A 17,546-nucleotide genomic window follows, 5' to 3' on the forward strand; every position below is an offset into this window, starting at 1 on the left:
GTCAGTACCGGACCGGCGGCAGCAGGCGCGGCTCCAGACGCTCCTCCCGCACCCCGTCGCCCTCGCACGTCACCACGTAGGCCCCCTTGCCCGCCGACTCCGTGACCGCCTCCACGAGCCGGGTGCCGTGATAGACGAGCCCCACCCCGTCGTCGGTGCAGTGCGCCGTCGGCAGGGTGCCGTCCGCGACCAGCCGGTGGATCAGCGGACGGCGGCCCGGGTCGGAGTCGTAATGGACACCGTTGCCGTACGGCAGAAAGCCGAGCGCGTCCGCCACCGGCCGCAGTTCCGGTCCGTACGAGTCGGTCGCGCCGCCCTCGAACCAGCAGATCGACCCGGCGCTCACCCCGCTCAGCACCACCCCCGCCCGCCAGGCCCGCCGCAGCGCCCGGTCCAGGCCGTGCACCCGCCACACCGCCAGGAGGTTCGCCACCGAACCGCCCATGACCCACACGACGTCGTGGTCGAGGAGGGTGCCCTCCACGTCGTCCACGTTCGGCATGGGGAACAGGTGCAGCGGCGTCAGGTCGAAGCCCGCCACCCTGGCCGCCTCGTGCATGCGCGCGGTGACGTGCTCCGCGTCCCCCACCGCCGTGCCCAGGTACAGGATGCGCGGACGGCGGCCGTGCACCCCCGAGAGGTCGACCGCGTGGTGGACCAGGGAGTCGAACAGCACCCGCGCGCGGGCACCGGCGCGATGCCCTCCGGAGGTGGCCAGGACGGTCGGCTGGGAGGCAGGCATGCGCGCGATCGTAACCCTGCCCGCCCCCGCGCGGCGCCCCGCCCGCCCCGAACGCAGGTCATGGGGAGCGTCCGCCACAACGTGGGTGGTCCGCCCGCATCCGCCGCCGCCCTGCCCCCGCTCTACTGAGACCAGGCCGACGGACTCCCGCAGCGGCACGGGACCGTTCCGCCCCGGCTCGTCGAGCGTCGTCCGATTCGACTCGTGACCAACAGGTGCCGTACGGCCGAGACAACAGGAGTGAAGGACATGCGGACCTCTCTGGGTATCGACCCCCTCGCACGGAGTGTCTATCTCGCCATGGTCGACCTGCCCGGGGCCGGAGTCACCGAGCTGGCGCAGCAGTTGGAGGAGGCCGAGGACACGGTCAGGGAACGGCTGGAACGGCTGTCCGCCCTGCTGCTCCTGGTCCCCGGCGACACCGCCACCGGCTGGCGGCCGGTCGACCCGGGGGTGGGGCTGGCCGCGATGCTCGCCAGACAGCAGGACGAACTCGCCCGCCACCGGCTCCAGGTGGAGGACAGCCGGCTCGAAGTGACCCGGTTGCTGTCCGAGCACGCCCTCGGCGGCCGGGACAGCAAGCCCGGCGTCGAGTGGCTGGCCGGTGCGGACGTCGTATGGCGGCGCGTCGCGGAACTCGCCGAGGGGTGCGAGCAGGAGTGGCTGACCGTTGGCCCCACCGAGCGGCTCGCCGCGCCCCTGGCCGAGTCCGCCCGGCCCGTCGACGAGATCCTGCGCCGGCGCGGCACCCCGGCCCGCACCATCGTCCTGGAGAGCGTCCGTAACGACCCCGAGGTGATGGGCCGGGTGCGGGGCAACGACGAGCGGATCGGCTCGATCCGCACGCTCCCGTCGCTGCCCGCGTGGATGATCCTCTGCGACCGTACCCACGCCGTGGTCCCGGTCGTCAGCGCCCGGTCCGTCGTCGGCGCCATGGTGTGCGGCGTCGGGTCGGTCACCGAGGCGTTCGCCGCCCTGTTCACCCGCCTCTGGCAGGAGGCGCTGCCGCTCGCCGAGGCGCGCCCCCGGACCCGGGGCGGTCTCTCCCTCCAGGAACAGCACGTCCTGCGGCTCTGGGCCCAGGGCCTCACCGACGCCGCCGCCGCCCGGCGGATGGACGTCTCGCTGCGCACGGTCCGCCGGCTCTCCGAGAAGCTGACCGACCGCTTCGGTGCGCAGAGCCGCTTCCAGCTCGGCGCCCTGGCCATCGCCCAGGGCGGCATCCAGGTCGAGGACATGGTCTGACGCCTGCGCCACGTGACCGTACGCCCCCGCCGCTGCCGTCGCGGTGGGGGCGTACTCCGTCATCCCGCCGGGGCGAACTGTGCGTTGATCGCAGCCATCATCAGGTCCGCGATGTGCTGCGCCAGTTCGGCGGGGGTCGGGTGGTCGAAGACCGCCCTTACCGGTACGTCTACCCGCAAGGCCCTGCGCAGCCTCGACGCGACCTGGGTGGCGAGCAGCGAATGCCCGCCCAACTGGAAGAAGTTGTCGTGGACGCCGACGCGTTCGATGCCCAGGAGCTCCGTCCAGACCGCCGTGATGTGCCGCTCGACGGTGTTGCGCGGCGCCGTGTACGACGTTCCGAGGTCCGGCCGGCTGCCGTCGGGGACCGGCAGCGCCGCCCGGTCCACCTTGCCGTTCGCGGTCAGCGGCAGCCGCTCCAGCACCATGAACGCCGCCGGGATCATGTAGTCGGGCAGCTGGCGCCCCAGGTGCGCGTGCAGATCCGCGACGCTCGGCGCGCCCCCTCCCGCGGCCACCAGATAGGCCACCAGCCGCTTGTCGCCCGCTGTGTCCTCGCGGACGGTCACGGCGACCTCGCCGACACCGGGATGGCTGAGCAGATTGGCCTCGATCTCGCCCAGTTCGATGCGGTTGCCGCGGATCTTGACCTGGTGGTCGATCCTGCGCAGGAACTCCAGCTGACCGTCCGCCCGCCACCGGACCAGGTCGCCGGTTCGGTACACCCGCCCGCCCGTCTCCTCGGCCCCGAAGGTGACGAACCGCTCCTGGGTGAGGTCCGGGCGCCCCAGGTATCCGCGCGCCACCTGCACCCCGCCGACGAGGAGTTCACCGGGAACGCCGACCGGCTGCGGTGTGCCGTGCTGGTTCACCACGAAGCACCGGGTGTTGGCGACCGGCCTGCCGATCGGCGGAACGGCGTCCCCGGGGACGCACACGGTGGAGGTGGCGACGACCGTGGTCTCCGTGGGGCCGTAGTTGTTGACCACGCGGAACGGCAGCCGGGCGCGCGGCGGCATGCGCAGCCGGTCGCCGCCGGTCAGCACGTAGTCCAGGGTGCTGTCCGGCCCCCAGTCGAGCGCCGACAGCGACTCCAGCATGGGGGTGGACAGGAACGTGGCGTGGATGCCGCGCTCGCCCAGCCAGTCCCGCAGCAGCTGCGGGGCGAGCCGGACCTTCTCGGTGGGGACGCAGCAGGTCGCGCCCCTGGTGAGGCCGAGCCACAACTCCCACGTCGCCGCGTCGAACGCGATCCCCGCGAGGAGCGCGATCCGCTGCCCCGGTTCCAGGCCGTACTCGGCCGCCGTCCAGTGGACCAGGTTGACCAGACTGCGGTGCTCGACCTGGACACCCTTGGGACGGCCGGTGGAGCCGCTGGTGTAGATGAGATAGGCCAGGTTGTCCGAGGCCGCGGCCGGCTCCGGGTCGGTGACCGCTTCGCCGTCCAGCGGGCCCCCTTCGGCATCGCACTCGTCGAGCAGCAGCAGCGGTACGCCGGGCGGGAGCCGGTCCGCGTAGGCGGCGTGGGTGAGCACGACCGGGGTCCGCGTGTCCCGCACCATGTACGCCAGCCGCTCGACCGGGTACTCCGGGTCCAGCGGCACGTACGCCGCCCCGGACTTCAGCACCGCCAGCTCCGCCGTCACCAGGTCGGCCCCCCGGCCCAGGCATACCGCCACCGGCATGTCCGGCCGTGCCCCGTACCGGGCCCGCAGGTGGTGGGCGATCCGGTTGGCGCGCGTGTTCAGCTCGCCGTAGGTCAGTTCGGCCCCCGGCCACTCGACGGCCACGGTGTACGGCTGCCGGGCCGCCCGCTCCTCGAAGAGGCCGTGCAGGGTGGCGGTGCCGGGAGAGGCGGCGGCGGTGTCGTTCCACTCGACGAGTGACTTCCGCCGCTCGACGGGGGTGAGCAGGCACAGCTGGGACAGCCGGGCCCCGGGGGCGCCGGCGACCGCGTCGAGCAGTGTGCCCAGGTGACCGGCCAGCCGGTCGACGGTGTCCCGTTCGAAGAGGTCGGTGCGGTACTCCAGCGTCCCGCGCAGGCTGCCGTCCGGCGCTTCGGACATCATCAGGCTCAGGTCGAACTTGGCGTCCGGCAGCGTCACCGTGAACGGCTCCACCTCAAGACCCGGCAGGCCCCAGGTGTGACCGTCCGGCGTGTTCTGCAGCGCGAACAGGACCTGGAACAACGGGTTTCGCGACGGGTCGCGGTCCGGCGCCAGCTCCTCCACCAGGCGTTCGAAGGGGAGGTCCTGATGGTCGTACGCGCCGAGCGCGGCCTCCTTGACCCGGTCGAGGAGCTCACCGAAGGCGGGGTCGCCGGACAGGTCGGTGCGCATCACGAGGGTGTTGACGAAGAAGCCGATCAGCTCCTCGGTCTCCGCCCGGTTGCGGCCGGCGATCGGGCTGCCGACGGCGATGTCGTCCTGCATGGTGTATTTGGCCAGAAGCACTTGGAACGCCGCCAGGAGCACCATGTACAGGCTCGCGTCGTTCGCCGTCGCCGCCGCCCGCAACCGCGTGGCGACCCCCGCCGGCACCTCGAACGCCACGGTCGAGCCGCCTTCGGGCGGCCCCGCCGGGCGGTGGTGGTCGCTCGGCAGCTCCAGGGACTCCAGCCCGGTGAGCCGGTCCCGCCAGTAAGCGAGTTGCTCCGCCAGCAGGCCACCGGTCAGGCGCTCCCGTTGCCACACGGCGAAGTCCGCGTACTGGAGCGGAAGTTCGGCCGGCCCGGCCGGCGCCACCCCGGACGCTGCCGCCCGGTACCCCTCGCGCAGCTCCCTTGCCATGACACCCTCCGACCACCCGTCGGCCGCGATGTGGTGGACCGTCAGCAGGAGGAAGGCCTCGTCGTCGGCGAGCCGTACGAGACGGGCGCGCAGCAGCGGGCCCGCCGCGAGATCGAACGGCTCGCCCGCCTCGGCCTCCGCGAACCGCCTTGCCTCGGCGCCGCGTTCCGCCGGATCGAGGATGTGGCGCAGATCGTGGACGGTCGCCCCGACCGGCGCCGGGGGGTCGATGACCTGCCCCGGCTCACCGTCCCGGGGGACGAACCGGGTCCGCAGGACCTCGTGCCGCGCCACCATTGCGGTGAGCGCCGCGTCCAGCGCCGTCACATCCAGTACGCCGCGCACATGCAGCGCGAACGGTACGACGTACTCGGCGCGTCCCGGCTCCAGCTGGTCCAGGAACCACAGCCGCTGCTGGGCGTAGCTCAGCGGCAGCGGACCTCCGGTCCGGGGGGCGGGCATGATGCGCCCCGCCTCGTCCGGGTCCAGGTCCGCCACGACGGCCGCCAGCGCGGCGAGCGTCGGGGCGGCGAACACGGACCGCACCGGTACCTCCACGCCGAGCGCCGCCCGCAGCCGCGAGGTGACCTGGGTGGCGAGCAGCGAATGGCCCCCCAGCTCGAAGAAGTTGTCCTCGACGCCGGTGATCTCCGTGTTCAGCACCTGTGACCAGGCCGCCGCCACGGCGCGTTCGGCCGGTGTGCGCGGCGCGGTCCGCTCCCCGGAGGGGCGGGCCAGGGGGGCGGGCAGCGCCCGCCGGTCCACCTTGCCGTTCGCGGTGAGCGGCAGCCGGTCCAGCACCACGAAGGCGGACGGCACCATGGAGGCGGGCAGTTCGCGGCGCAACCTGGCGCGCAGTCCCTCGGCGGCCGGCGCCGGCCCCTCCGGTACGACGTACGCCACCAGGCGCTTGTCGCCCGGGGCGTCCTCGCGCAGGACGACGGTGGCGGCCGCGATCTCGGCACCGGCCAGCAGCACCGATTCGATCTCGCCCGGTTCGATGCGGTGGCCGCGCAGTTTCACCTGGTCGTCGAGGCGTCCCAGGAACTCCAGCTGCCCGTCGGGCAGCCACCGCACCCGGTCCCCGGTGCGGTAGACCCGCCGGGGCGTGCCGTCGATGTCGAGGGCGGCGAACCGCTCGGCCGTCTGCTGAGGCAACCCCTGGTACCCACGCGCCAGTCCGGCTCCGCCGACGAGGAGTTCGCCCGGGACCCCGATCGGCACGGGCCGGTCGTGCCGGTCGACGACATGGACGACGGTGTTGCGCACCGGGCGGCCGATCGGCGGCACCGCGACCCCCGGCACCACCTCGGCGGAGGTCGTGACCACCGTCGCCTCGGTCGGCCCGTAGTTGTTGACGACGCGGAACGGCAGCCGCAGCCCCGGCGGCAGACGCAGCGCGTCACCCCCGGTGAGGACGTACGCCAGTGAGGTCGCCTCCGGCCAGTCGAGTGCGGCCAGCGCCTCCAGCATGGGCGTGGACAGGAACGTGCCGTGCACCCGCCGCCCGGCCAGCCAGCGCTGGAGCAGCTCAGGGGTGCGCCGCACCGCTTCGTCGGGCACGCACACGGTGGCGCCGGCCGACAGCGCCGGCCACAGCTCCCACGCCGCGGCGTCGAAGCCGAGCCCCGCGAGGTGCGCGACCCGGCGGCCCGGCGCCGCGCCGAAGCTCTCCACCGTCCAGTGGACCAGGTTGACCAGGCTCCGGTGCTCGATCTGCACGCCCTTGGGCCGTCCGGTGGAGCCGCTGGTGTAGATCAGGTACGCCAGGTCGTCCGGGGCGGCGGCGGGCTCCGGGTCGTGGGGTGCCAGATCCTGGACGAGCGGCCAGTCCCGGTCGGTGAGGAATCGGTGGGGCATGCGGGGCAGCCGGTCCGTGTGCGCGGCGTCGGTCACCACATGCGCGGCTCCGGAGTCCTCGATCATGAACGCGAGCCGGTCGGCCGGCAGCTCCGGGTCCAGGGGCACATACGCGGCCCCCGACTTCAGCGCCGCGAGCAGCGCGGTGATCTGGTCGGGCCCGCGCTCCAGGCAGACGGCGACCACCCGGTCGGGCCCGGCGCCGAGCGACCGCAGGTGCCGGGCCAGCCGGTTGGCGCGCTCGTTCAGTTCCCGGTACGTCAGCTCCCCGGCCTCCGACAGAACCGCTGCCGTTCCGGGCAGCAGCGCGGCACGCTCCTCGACGAGCCGGTGCGCCGTCATGGCGGCGCCGGGGGAGAGGGACGAGATCCCGGACCACTCGTCCAGCACACGCCGTCGCTCGGCGCCGGCCAGTACCTCCAGTTCCGACAGCCGCTGGTCCCGGCCCGTGACCGCCGCTTCGAGCAGCGTGGTGAAGTGACCGGCCAGCCGCTTCGCCGTCGCGCGTTCGAACAGGTCCACGGCGAACACGAGATTCCCGTCGAGCGAACCGTCGGGCCGTTCGGTCAGGAACAGCGTCAGATCGAACTTGGCCTCCTCCGCCCGCACCGCGAACGGCTCGACCTCGAGACCCGGCAGCCCCCAGGAGTTCCCGTCCGGCGTGTTCTGAAGCACGAACATGGTCTGGAACAGCGGGGTGCGCGACAGGTCCCGCTCCGGTGCCAGTTCCTCCACCAGCCGCTCGAACGGCAGCTCCTGGTGGTCGAACGCGCCGAGTGCGGTGTCCCTGACCCGGTCGAGGAGCTCACCGAAGGCGGGGTCGCCGGACAGGTCGGTGCGCATCACGAGGGTGTTGACGAAGAAGCCGATCAGCTCCTCCGTCTCGGCCCGGCCGCGACCGGCGACCGGGCTGCCGACCGCGATGTCCTCCTGCCCGCTGTACTTGGCCATGAGCAGCTGGAACACCGCCAGCAGGGACATGAAGAGGCTGGCGCCGTGCCCCGCCGCCGTGCGCCGGGCCGCTTCGACCACGCCGGCGGGCACGGTGAAGGCGACCGCGTCACCGCGGCCCGAGCGTTCGGCCGGGCGGCGGTGGTCGGCCGGCAGCTCCAGCGGCTGGAGACCGGCGAGGCGCTCGCGCCAGTACGCCGCCTGCCCGTCCAGCGCCGGCCCGTCCAGGGCCGCCCGCTGCCAGGCGGCGAAGTCCGCGTACTGGAGCTCCAGCGGTACGAGCGCGGCCTCACGGCCTGCGGCCGCCGCCCCGTACAGCTCCCGCAGTTCCCGGGCCAGGACGCCCTCCGACCAGCCGTCGGAGACGATGTGGTGCAGCGCGATCAGCAGCAGCCACTCCGCGTCGGCGACACGTACCGCCACCGCTCGCAGCAGCGGACCCGCCGCCAGGTCGAACGGCGTTCCCGCCGCCTCGCGCAGGATGCCGAGCGCCGCGTCGCCGCCGGGGCCCCGGGCGTCGTGCACCTCCACGGCCACCTCTCGCGGCGCCTCGACGAGCTGGACCGGGCGGCCCGTGCCGTCCGCCACGAACCGGGTCCGCAGGATCTCGTGCCGGGCCACCAGCGCGGTCAGCGCGGCCCCGAACACCTCGGGTGCGAAGGGGCCCGTGACACGCAGCCCGGCGGGGACGACGTACTCGGCCCGTCCCGGGTCCAACTGGTCCAGGAACCAGAGCCGCTGCTGGGCGAACGACAGCGGCAGCGGCCCGGCCGAGCGGTCCGCGCGCGGTATCGCGGTCACCGTCCCCGGGGTGAGCGCGTCGACGGCGGTCGCCAGCAGCGCGGGGGTCGGCGCCTCGAACAGGGTGCGGTGCGGCACGTCCACGCCCAGGTCGCGGCGCAGCCGGGAAGCGACCCGGGCTGCCAGCAGGGAGTGCCCGCCCAGCTCGAAGAAGTCGTCGTCGGCGCCCACCGGGTCCACGCCCAGCACCTCGGCCCAGATACCGGCGACCGCCAGCTGCGTCGGTGTGCCGGGCACCCGGTACGCGGCGGAGAGCTCCGGACGGTCGCCCTGCGGCGCCGGCAGCGCCTTGCGGTTCACCTTGCCGTTCGGCGTCAGCGGAAGCCGCTCCAGCGTCACGTACCGGCCGGGCACCATGTGCTCCGGCAGCACCCGAGCCAGGGCCCGGCGCAGACCGGAGGCCGCAGGCCCGGCACCGTCCGCCGCCACCAGATACGCCACCAGGCGCTTGTCGCCCGGGACGTCCTCGCGGACCACGACCGTTGCCGCCGCCACGTCCGGCCGGGCGAGCAGGGCGTTCTCGATCTCGCCCAGTTCCACCCGGTGGCCGCGCAGCTTGACCTGGTCGTCGATCCGGCCGAGGTAGACGAGGCGCCCGTCCGGCAGCCACTTCACCAGGTCCCCGGTGCGGTACACCCGGGCGTCCGGGTCCGCCGGGAACGGGTGCGGCACGAACCGCTCCGCCGTCAGATCGGGCCGCCCCAGATAGCCGAGGGCCACGTTCACCCCGCCGATCAGCAACTCGCCGGGCACGCCCACCGGCTGGACCTCGCCGTGCGCGCCGACCACGAAGACCTCGGTGTTGTCGATCGCGCGGCCCATCGGCACGTGGTCCGCTGCGGGGTCCACCGACACCGTCCGGCTGACCACGTTGCCCACGGTCGCCTCGGTCGGCCCGTACTCGTTGACGACGGCCGTGTCGTCCGCGCCGCTCACCAGAATCCGGTGCGTCAGCGCCGGAGTCAGATCCTCGCCGCCCGCCACCACCGTCGCGATGCCGTGCCGCAGCCCGTCCCGCTCCAGCCGGGCCGTCAGCAGCTCCAGATGGGAGGGCGTTGCCTTGAGGAAGCTGATCCGCGCGCCGCCCGCCACGAGGTCCACGGCGGCGTCGAACACGGTCTGCCCGGGACCGGGGCTCGGAACCGTCAGCCGCAGCCCCTGCACCAGCGGGAGGAAGAGCGCGGTGACCGTCAGGTCGAAGGCCGCCGACGAGCAGAGCAGCGAGCCGGTCTCGGCCCCGGGCGCGGGCGGGTAGTTGCGGTCGCACCAGTGCAGGTAGTTGACGACGCCCCGGTGTGCCACCCGGACGCCCTTGGGGCGGCCCGTCGAGCCCGAGGTGTAGATGACGTAGGCCAGGTCGTCGGGGCCCGCCTCGACCAGCGGGGCCGGTCCGTCGCCGTCCGGCCAGCCGCTGTCGGTGAGCAGCAGTTCGGGGCCCGCCGCGAACAGGGGGGCGTGTGCGGACTGGGTGATCACCACGGGCGCCGCACTGTCACCGACCATGTACCGCAGCCGCTCGGCCGGATAGGACGGGTCCAACGGCACATACGCCGCACCGGACTTGAGGACACCCAGCAGGGCGCACACCAGATCGGCGCCGTGGTCCAGGCACACCGCGACCAGCGCGCCGGGCCCGACGCCCCGCTCGCCGAGGTGGCGTGCGAGCCGGTTCGCCCGTTCGTCCAGCGCACGGTAGGTCAGCAGGTGCCCGTCGTGCTCCAGGGCGACCGCGTCCGGGTGCCGAGTGGCGCTCTCCTCGATCAGCCGGTGGACGGTGGACGTGTCCGGGAACGCGGAGCGGGGGCCGTTCCACTCGGTGAGGATCCGCGTCCGCTCGGCCGCCGTGAGCATCTCCAGCGCGGACTGCCGCGTGTCCGGTGCCCCGGCGGCGGACCGGGCGAGGACACCGAAGTGGTCCGTCAGACGCTCCGCCGTGGCCCGGTCGAACAGGTCCGTGCGGTAGCCCAGGACACCGTGCAGCGCGTCGCCGTCGGCGGTGAGCTCCAGAGTCACCTGCGCGGTGGGTGCGAACACGGCCGGAGCCCCGCCCGCCGGGTGCCACGCGAAGCCCGGGGCGCCGTCCAGCGCACCGCCGGCCGCCTCCGCGAGCTGCGCGAACGGCAGCCCGCGCCGCGCGCTCAGGGCTGCCGCGACGTGTGCCAGCGCGTCCTCGAACAGCGGGTCGCCGTCCGGGCCCCGTACGGCCCGTGTCCGTCCGTCGTCACCCGGCACGACCACCGGGACGTCGCCCCGGCCGCTGTGCCGTGCGATCAGGGCCTGGAACACCGCCAGCAGGGCAGCCGGGAGATCCGTCCCCCGCTCGTGCGCCGTGGCGCACAGCGCCTGTGCCGTCGTGGCCGGTACGTCGAAGAGGACCCGGTCCCGGGGACCGGGCGCGCCGTCCGACGGCCGCCGGTCCGCCGGCAGCTCCAGCGGCTCCAGGCCCTCCAGCGCGTGTCGCCACTCCTCAACCTGGTGATCAGCCACCGTTCACTCCCCATCATCGTCAGCACGTTGTCAGCGGTACAAGCGGCGGTCGCAGCAGAAGCGGCACAAGCGGTGTGAGCGGTTCGGTGCCGAGGACGTCCGCGCTCAGCACGTTAGGACGCGTGCGCGGGCGCCCCCAGTGGGCACAAGTGACGCTCCGGCGGCTGGCCACAAGTGCCCAGTGCCGCCGGGGATCACCGCTGGCCACGATGGACGACGTCACCCGCCGACAGCCCGGACGTCCGGAGCCGACTCCCAGAAGTTCCGCCGAACACCCGTAACAAGAAAGGGGCTTCGGGGACCCGGCCAGGACCGGGCACGCCCGGATGACCGGCCCGATCGCAGCGATCGCGGCCCCTACGGCGTCGAGAGGAAAGCCGGTCTTGTACCAGCGTCATCAGCCCCCGGAGAGCCCGCCCCGCGCGGTCCTGAGCACCATCCCCTCGGACGCGCACACCTGGAACCTGCTGTTCCTCCACCTCCTGCTGGAGGAACAGGGATGGGAGGTCACCAACCTCGGAGCCTGCGTCCCGGTCGACACCCTGGTCACCGAGTCCGCCGCACAGCCCCCCGGCCTCGTCGTCGTGAGCACCGTCAACGGCCACGGCGCCGAGGAGGCCCCGGCCCTGGCACGCGCACTGCGTGCCGTGCCCGCCCTGGCCCGGGTACCGCTCGTCATCGGCGGCAAACTCGACACCGAAGGGTCCATCGCCCCCGACGCCCACCCCGCGCTCACCGAGGCCGGCTTCGACGCCGTCCTGACCGGGCCGAACGCCGTACCGCGCCTGCTCGCCCTGCTCGACTCCCTCTCCCAGCGCGGGCACGGAAGGGCCTACGCCGATGCCGTCCGCTGACCCCGCCACCGGCAGCGCGACACCGCGCCCCGGCCCCGCCCATGGCGGCGACTTCCACCGCTTCATGGCGGATGCCGCACGCTCCGGCACGCTCGTCGTCCAGCCCCGCATGGGGTTCGCCGACCCCGCCAGGATGCGCGCCGGACTCCTCGCCACCCGGGGCGCCGCCGCCACCACCGTCGGCACCCTCACCCTCGACAGCTTCACCCGCGTCGGCGACTACGCCGCCGCCGCCCGCGCCGCCGCCCGGGGACACCCGCTCAACGGATACCCGCTCGTGAGCATGCCCCTCACCACCACCACCGGGCTGCTCGACGGCGTCCGGGGCGAGAACTTCCCCGTCCAGGTACGGCACGGCTCCGCACAGCCCGGCCGCATCGTCGAGGCACTGATCGACGCCGGACTCGACGCCACCGAGGGCGGCCCCGTCTCCTACTGCCTGCCCTACGGCCGCACCCCGCTGGCCACCTCCGTGCGGGCGTGGCGCGAGGCCTGCCGCACGCTCGCCGCACTCCGTACCTCCGGCATCGAACCGCACCTGGAGAGCTTCGGCGGCTGCATGCTGGGCCAGCTCTGCCCGCCCTCGCTGCTCATCGCCCTCTCCGTACTGGAAGGAATGTTCTTCCGGCAGCACGGCCTGCGCAGCGTCTCCCTGAGCTACGCCCAGCAGACCAGCGCCGAGCAGGACGAGGAAGCCGTCCACGCGCTGCGCGCCCTGGCCGCCGATCACCTCCCGGACACCTCGTGGCACGTGGTCGTCTACGCCTACATGGGCGTCTACCCGGAGACCAGGTCCGGCGCGCTCGCCCTCGTCGCGGACGCCGCCCGCCTCGCGGCAAGGACCGGAGCCGCACGCCTCATCGTCAAGACGGCCGCCGAGGCCGCCCGCATTCCGTCGGTCGCCGAGAACGTCACTGCGCTGGAGACGGCCACCGAAGCCGCACGGTCCGTCCGGCGAACCCCACCACCGCCGTCCACCGGCATCGAGGAGGAGGCCCGCGCCCTGGTGGAGGCCGTTCTCGGCCTGCACGACGACATCGGCCAGGCCCTGATCCGGGCCTTCGCCCGTGGCTACCTCGACGTCCCCTTCTGCCTGCACCCCGACAACGCGGGCCGCACCCGCAGCGTCATCTCCGAACAGGGCCGGCTGGAGTGGTCCCGCACCGGCTCCCTGCCGCTCGGCCCCACCACCGCCGTGCACAGCTCCCGCCGCCTGACCTCGTCGGGACTGATGTACGCGCTCCAGCACGTCAAGACCCGCTACGACGCGCCCGCCGGCCCGCTCGCCCGAGCGAGCTGACCACCCGTCACTCCACCCCCTCCGGTGCCCCTCCCGGGCCGGTGAACCGTACGTCGACCGGACAAGGACCGACATGACACTCCAGATCGATCACTCCCTCACGTTCCCCGCCGCCCCCGCCCTGCCCTCGCCGCTGGAACACCTGCGTGATCCGCGCACCAGGGCGGCCCTGCGCGTCCAGCAGGCCCTGGTCGCGGGCGCCCGCGCCTACCTGCGCGCCGACGACGCGGTGGAAATGGCCCACCCGATCATCGGACCCGTCACCGACCCCGGCTCACGCGGCGCCAAGCAGGTCGATGTCGACTTCTACGGTCACCGCTACAAGCTGATGACCAGTGCCATCCTCTACAAGCAGGCGTCCCTGCTGGCGTATGACCGCATCTTCCTCATCGCGCCCAACGTCCGCCTGGAACCCGTGGAGACCAGCACGACCAACCGTCACCTTGCCGAGTTCCGGCAGATCGACGTCGAGTACGCGGGCGCCACCCGCGACGACGCCATGGACATCGCCGAGGGCCTCGTCCGCCACGCGGTCAACACCGCAGCCGACGAGTGCGGCGCCGAACTCGCCGTACTGGGCCGCGATCCCGACACCCTGCGCCGGTTCGTCGCCAGCCCGTTCGCCCGAGTGCCGCACGGCGAGGTCGTCGAACGGCTGCGCCGCGACGGCTACCCGCAGGCCGAGGGCACGGAGATCGAGTGGGAGGCGGAGGAGCGCGTCTCCCGCCAGGCCGATGCCCCGTTCTTCGTCGTCGGATACCCCAAGGGCTCGCGCGGCTTCTACGACAAGGAGAGCCCGGCCGAGCCCGGCACCCTGCTCAACTTCGACCTGATCGCACCCGAGTCCTGCGGTGAACTGTGCAGCGGCAGCGAGCGCGAGAGCGAGTACGCCGCCCTCGTCACCCGGATGCGGGAGACCGGCGAGAACCCCGCCAAGTACGCCTGGTACCTCGACGTCGCCCGGCACGGCATCCCCCGGAGCGCGGGCTTCGGCATCGGCCTGGAACGGCTCACCCGCTGGGTCGCCGGCCTCGACTCCGTCTGGCAGGCCACCGCCTTCCCGAAGCTCGCGGGGGTGGTGTCCCCGTGACGTACCTGACCGCACCCGGCCTGCCCGAGGACAGCATCCGCGCCCGTGCCCGCGACGGGGCCGCCGCCGTGTTCCCGCCCCTCGACAGCTACGGCACCGCCGTCTTCGGCGGGACGCGCGAGCAGGGCGACGAGATCGACGCCCTGCGCCTCGCGCCGCCCGTCTTCATGCCCGGCCGCCTCGCCAAGCTCATCGACCTCGGGCGCGAGCCCCTCTACTCCGACGTGAACCTCGCCACCGGGCTCGGCGGCTTCGACGCCCCGCTGCCGGTGTACGTGTCCGCCCTCGGCTCCACCCGTGTCGCCGGCACCAGCCTCGCCCTCAGCCGCCAGGCCGGGCGCCTCGGCATCCCCATGGTCATCGGCGAGAACGTCGCCCCGATGAACGGCTTCCGCAGCAGCGGCGACGACCACCGCAAGGGCCTGCTGGAACGCATCCTCGCCTACTGCGAGGAACTGCCCGACGGCGTCGGCGGCCTCTGCGTCCAGCAGAGCACCGAGGACGCCGATTCCGAGGTCTGGAACCACGTCTACAGCGACTCCGCCGTCTCCGGACTCCTCGCCTCGGGCCGCCTCGGCTTCGAGATGAAGGTCGGGCAGGGCGCCAAGCCGGGACTCGGCGGCCTCACCATGGTCAGCGAGGCGGTCGCCGCCGACCTCGAAGGACAGTACGCGGTCGAACGCCTCACCGACGGCGGCGCGGTCCTGCGCTGCTCGAGCCCCGGCACCTTCACCGACGAGATCTTCCGCCGGCAGATCCAGCTCATGCGCAACAACTACCCGCGCGCCCGCTGCTGGGTGAAGCTCTTCCCCGGCCGGGACGTCGGCCGCGCCGCGGGCATCGCCTGGGACGCGGGCGCCCATGCCGTCACCGTTGACGGGGCCGAGGGCGGCACCGGGTGGGCCCCCACCGGCTTCCTGGGGCACGTGGGACTGCCGCTGGCCGAATGCCTGCGCCGCGTCGAACCCGCCGGCCGCACCCTGCTCGCCAGCGGCCGCGTCTGGGACGGAATCCGCGCCGTGAAACTGCTCGCCCTCGGCGCCCGCGCGGTCGGTCTCGGCCGCGCCGCGCTGGTGGCCGCCGACGAGGACCCCGTACACGGACTCGAACGCCTCCTGGACGCCATGGCCCTGGAGATGCGCATGGCCGTCAGCTCCCTCGGCAGGTACGCGGCGGACGAGACCGGCCCCGAGGACCTGTGGAGGCCCGAGTCATGATCTACGAGCACACATACGAGATGGTCACCGACGACCTCTTCGTCCGCCTGCCACGGATGGCACCGGGTTGCGAGGTCTTCCTCAAGATCGAGGGGCTCAACCCGGCCGGCTCCGTCAAGCTCAAGACGGCACTGAGCCTGGTCGAGGACGCCGAGCACCGTGGCGTACTCACCCCCGGCGCCCGCGTCATCGAATCGTCCTCCGGAAACCTCGGAATCGCCCTCAGCTCCATCTGCGCCACCAAGGGATACGCCTTCACCTGCGTGGTCGACCCCAACACCAACGCGACCAGCATGGACCACATGCGCGCACTCGGCGCCGAGGTCGTCGTCGTGGACACCGTGGACGCCAACGGCGGCTTCCTCCAGTCCCGCATCGCCCACATCCGGCGCCGCGTCGAGGCGGACCCCGCCATGGTGTGGCTCAACCAGTACGCCAACCCGGCCAACCCGCACGCGCACTACGCGCAGACCGCGAGCACCCTGCTCAAGGAGCTCCAGCACATCGACTACCTCTTCGTCGGAGCGGGCTCCACCGGCACGTTCGTCGGCTGCTCCCGTTACCTGCGTGAGTTCTCCCCGGAGACCCGGATCGTCGCCGTGGACGCCGTCGGCTCGGTCATCTTCGGCGCACCGCCCGGACCCCGGCTCATTCCCGGGATCGGCGCCAGCCGCATCCCCGAACTCTTCGAGCCGGGCCTCGCTGACGACGTCGTGCTCGTCGCCGAGGAGGACGCGGTCCGCGAGTGCCGGCTGCTGGCCCGCACCCACGGCCTCCTGGTCGGCGGCTCCACCGGCTCCGTCCTGGCCGCGATCCGCCGGTACGCGGACGGGTTCCCCGCCGGCTCCCGTATCGCCGCCATCTCACCCGACCTGGGCGAGCGCTACCTCGGCACGGTCTACAACGACGCCTGGGTGAAGGAACACCTCGGCGCCCTCGCGTGAGCACAGCCGCAGCCGCAACCGCATCCGTAGCCACAGCCACAGCCACAGCCACAGCCACAGCCTCAACCGCAGCCACCGCCCCGCGGGGCCCCGCGCCCGCCCGCGAAAGGGAACGCCCATGCCCGCATTTCATGTGATTGACGGCGCCGTCGCCCGAGACGTCATCACTTCCGCACCGTCCGAGATCCTGGAGATCGTGCGGGACACCTACCTCCAGCACAGCCGAGGCGACACGGTGAACCCCGACAGCTACTTCCTCCGCTTCCCCGAGAACCCCGGCGCCCGCATCATCGCCCTCCCCGCCCACCTGGGCGGCGAGGCACCGGTCTCCGGCCTGAAGTGGATCGCCAGCTACCCGGAGAACGTGCGGCACAACCTGCCCCGCGCCTCGGCGGTCCTGCTCCTCAACGACGCCGAGACCGGCTACCCGTTCGCCTGCCTGGAGGCGTCCCGCATCAGCGCCGCCCGTACCGCGGCCTCCGCCGCACTCGCCGTGGAGACCCTGGCCCCCGACGACGCGCCCCGCACCGTGCTCTTCGTCGGCGCCGGCGTCATCGGCCGTACGGTCTCCGACTTCCTCGCGGCCCGCGGACTCAACGTCCGCGAATGTCTCGTCCACGACCACGTGGACTCGTACGCCGAGAAGTTCGCCACCTACGCGGCCGAAGCCCATGGGTGGCGGGCCAGAGCGGTCTCCGAGATCGACGCGGCCCTGGCCACCGCCGACCTGGTGGTCCTCGCGACCACGGCCCCGGCGCCGTGGCTTTCGGACGGCCAGCCCCTGCTGCCGGACCAGCTCATCCTCAACCTGTCCCTGCGTGACATTCACCCGACGGTCATGATCAAGTGCCACAACGTTCTCGACGACATCGACCACTGCCTCACCGCCCAGACCTCGCCCCACCTCACCGAGACGGAGTACGGCACCCGCGACTTCATCGACGGCACCCTCGCCGACGTCCTGCGAGGCAAGGTCATCCTCGACCGGGACCGCCCCACCGTCTTCTCCCCGTTCGGCCTCGGCGTCCTGGACCTGGCGGTCGGCTGCCACATCTACCGGACGGCCCTGGAGAGCGGCCGCGCCACCGAGGTGCCCAACTTCATCCCGGAGCTGACACGGTGGTGAGCTGACCGCTCCGCCACGGTCAACGACTCGCCCCGGCCCCGGCCTCCTCCCGCACGACGCGGAGGGAGCCCGGGGCCGGGGCGTTCGGCGCGACGCAGACGCGCGGGCCCGGCACCCTTGCCAGGGACGGCACGTTCAAC

Annotated in this window: 9 protein-coding genes; 7 read left to right on the forward strand and 2 right to left on the reverse strand. The window is 73.2% G+C overall.

Annotated features, from left to right (window positions below; genetic code table 11):
* Position 1: 1 nt before the first annotated feature.
* Entirely contained in the window at positions 2-742 is a 741-nt protein-coding gene (locus EDD93_RS29620) for a peptidase E (protein WP_123528553.1), read from the reverse strand.
* 249 nt (positions 743-991) lie between these two features.
* On the opposite strand from EDD93_RS29620, the gene EDD93_RS29625 reads away from it, so the two are divergent.
* Complete coding sequence (locus EDD93_RS29625; RefSeq protein WP_123528554.1) at positions 992-1,987, forward strand: helix-turn-helix domain-containing protein; 996 nt, start codon at positions 992-994, stop codon at positions 1,985-1,987.
* A gap of 59 nt (positions 1,988-2,046) precedes the next feature.
* Here the strand turns inward: EDD93_RS29625 and EDD93_RS29630 are convergent, their stop codons facing one another.
* Positions 2,047-10,875, reverse strand: coding sequence for a non-ribosomal peptide synthetase (locus EDD93_RS29630; protein WP_123528555.1), 8,829 nt, complete (start codon positions 10,873-10,875; stop codon positions 2,047-2,049).
* 383 nt (positions 10,876-11,258) lie between these two features.
* Between EDD93_RS29630 and EDD93_RS29635 the strand changes: the two genes are divergently transcribed.
* From EDD93_RS29635 to sbnB, 6 genes are all read left to right on the forward strand, one after another.
* The gene (locus tag EDD93_RS29635) at positions 11,259-11,729 is read left to right on the forward strand and encodes a cobalamin B12-binding domain-containing protein (protein ID WP_123528556.1); all 471 of its coding nucleotides are present in this window, start codon (positions 11,259-11,261) and stop codon (positions 11,727-11,729) included.
* Positions 11,716-13,029, forward strand: coding sequence for a methylaspartate mutase (locus EDD93_RS29640; protein WP_123528557.1), 1,314 nt, complete (start codon positions 11,716-11,718; stop codon positions 13,027-13,029). The genes EDD93_RS29635 and EDD93_RS29640 overlap by 14 nt, the downstream gene beginning before the upstream one ends.
* 73 nt (positions 13,030-13,102) lie before the next feature.
* Complete coding sequence (locus EDD93_RS29645) at positions 13,103-14,119, forward strand: asparagine synthetase A (RefSeq protein WP_123528558.1); 1,017 nt, start codon at positions 13,103-13,105, stop codon at positions 14,117-14,119.
* Positions 14,116-15,336: a glutamate synthase-related protein gene (locus EDD93_RS29650; RefSeq protein WP_123528559.1), complete on the forward strand. Its 1,221-nt coding sequence runs from the start codon at positions 14,116-14,118 to the stop codon at positions 15,334-15,336. The genes EDD93_RS29645 and EDD93_RS29650 overlap by 4 nt, the downstream gene beginning before the upstream one ends.
* Positions 15,333-16,280 (forward strand): 2,3-diaminopropionate biosynthesis protein SbnA, encoded by a 948-nt coding sequence (gene sbnA, locus EDD93_RS29655; RefSeq protein WP_123528560.1) that lies wholly within the window; start codon positions 15,333-15,335, stop codon positions 16,278-16,280. Before EDD93_RS29650 ends, sbnA begins: the two co-directional genes overlap by 4 nt.
* A gap of 118 nt (positions 16,281-16,398) precedes the next feature.
* A complete protein-coding gene (gene sbnB, locus EDD93_RS29660) occupies positions 16,399-17,406 on the forward strand; it encodes a 2,3-diaminopropionate biosynthesis protein SbnB (RefSeq protein WP_123528561.1) in 1,008 nt (335 codons plus the stop codon).
* Positions 17,407-17,546 lie beyond the last annotated feature (140 nt).

It is taken from the genome of Streptomyces sp. 840.1 (assembly GCF_003751445.1).
In the GTDB taxonomy this organism is placed as follows: Bacteria; Actinomycetota; Actinomycetes; order Streptomycetales; family Streptomycetaceae; genus Streptomyces.

Excerpts from the sequence above, each read along its gene's own strand:
- EDD93_RS29645 (WP_123528558.1), top strand. The coding sequence starts at position 13,103 with ATGACACTCCAGATCGATCACTCCCTCACGTTCCCCGCCGCCCCCGCC.
- sbnB (WP_123528561.1), top strand. The coding sequence starts at position 16,399 with ATGCCCGCATTTCATGTGATTGACGGCGCCGTCGCCCGAGACGTCATC.
- EDD93_RS29625 (WP_123528554.1), top strand. The coding sequence starts at position 992 with ATGCGGACCTCTCTGGGTATCGACCCCCTCGCACGGAGTGTCTATCTC.
- EDD93_RS29620 (WP_123528553.1), bottom strand. The coding sequence starts at position 742 with ATGCCTGCCTCCCAGCCGACCGTCCTGGCCACCTCCGGAGGGCATCGC.
- EDD93_RS29640 (WP_123528557.1), top strand. The coding sequence starts at position 11,716 with ATGCCGTCCGCTGACCCCGCCACCGGCAGCGCGACACCGCGCCCCGGC.
- sbnA (WP_123528560.1), top strand. The coding sequence starts at position 15,333 with ATGATCTACGAGCACACATACGAGATGGTCACCGACGACCTCTTCGTC.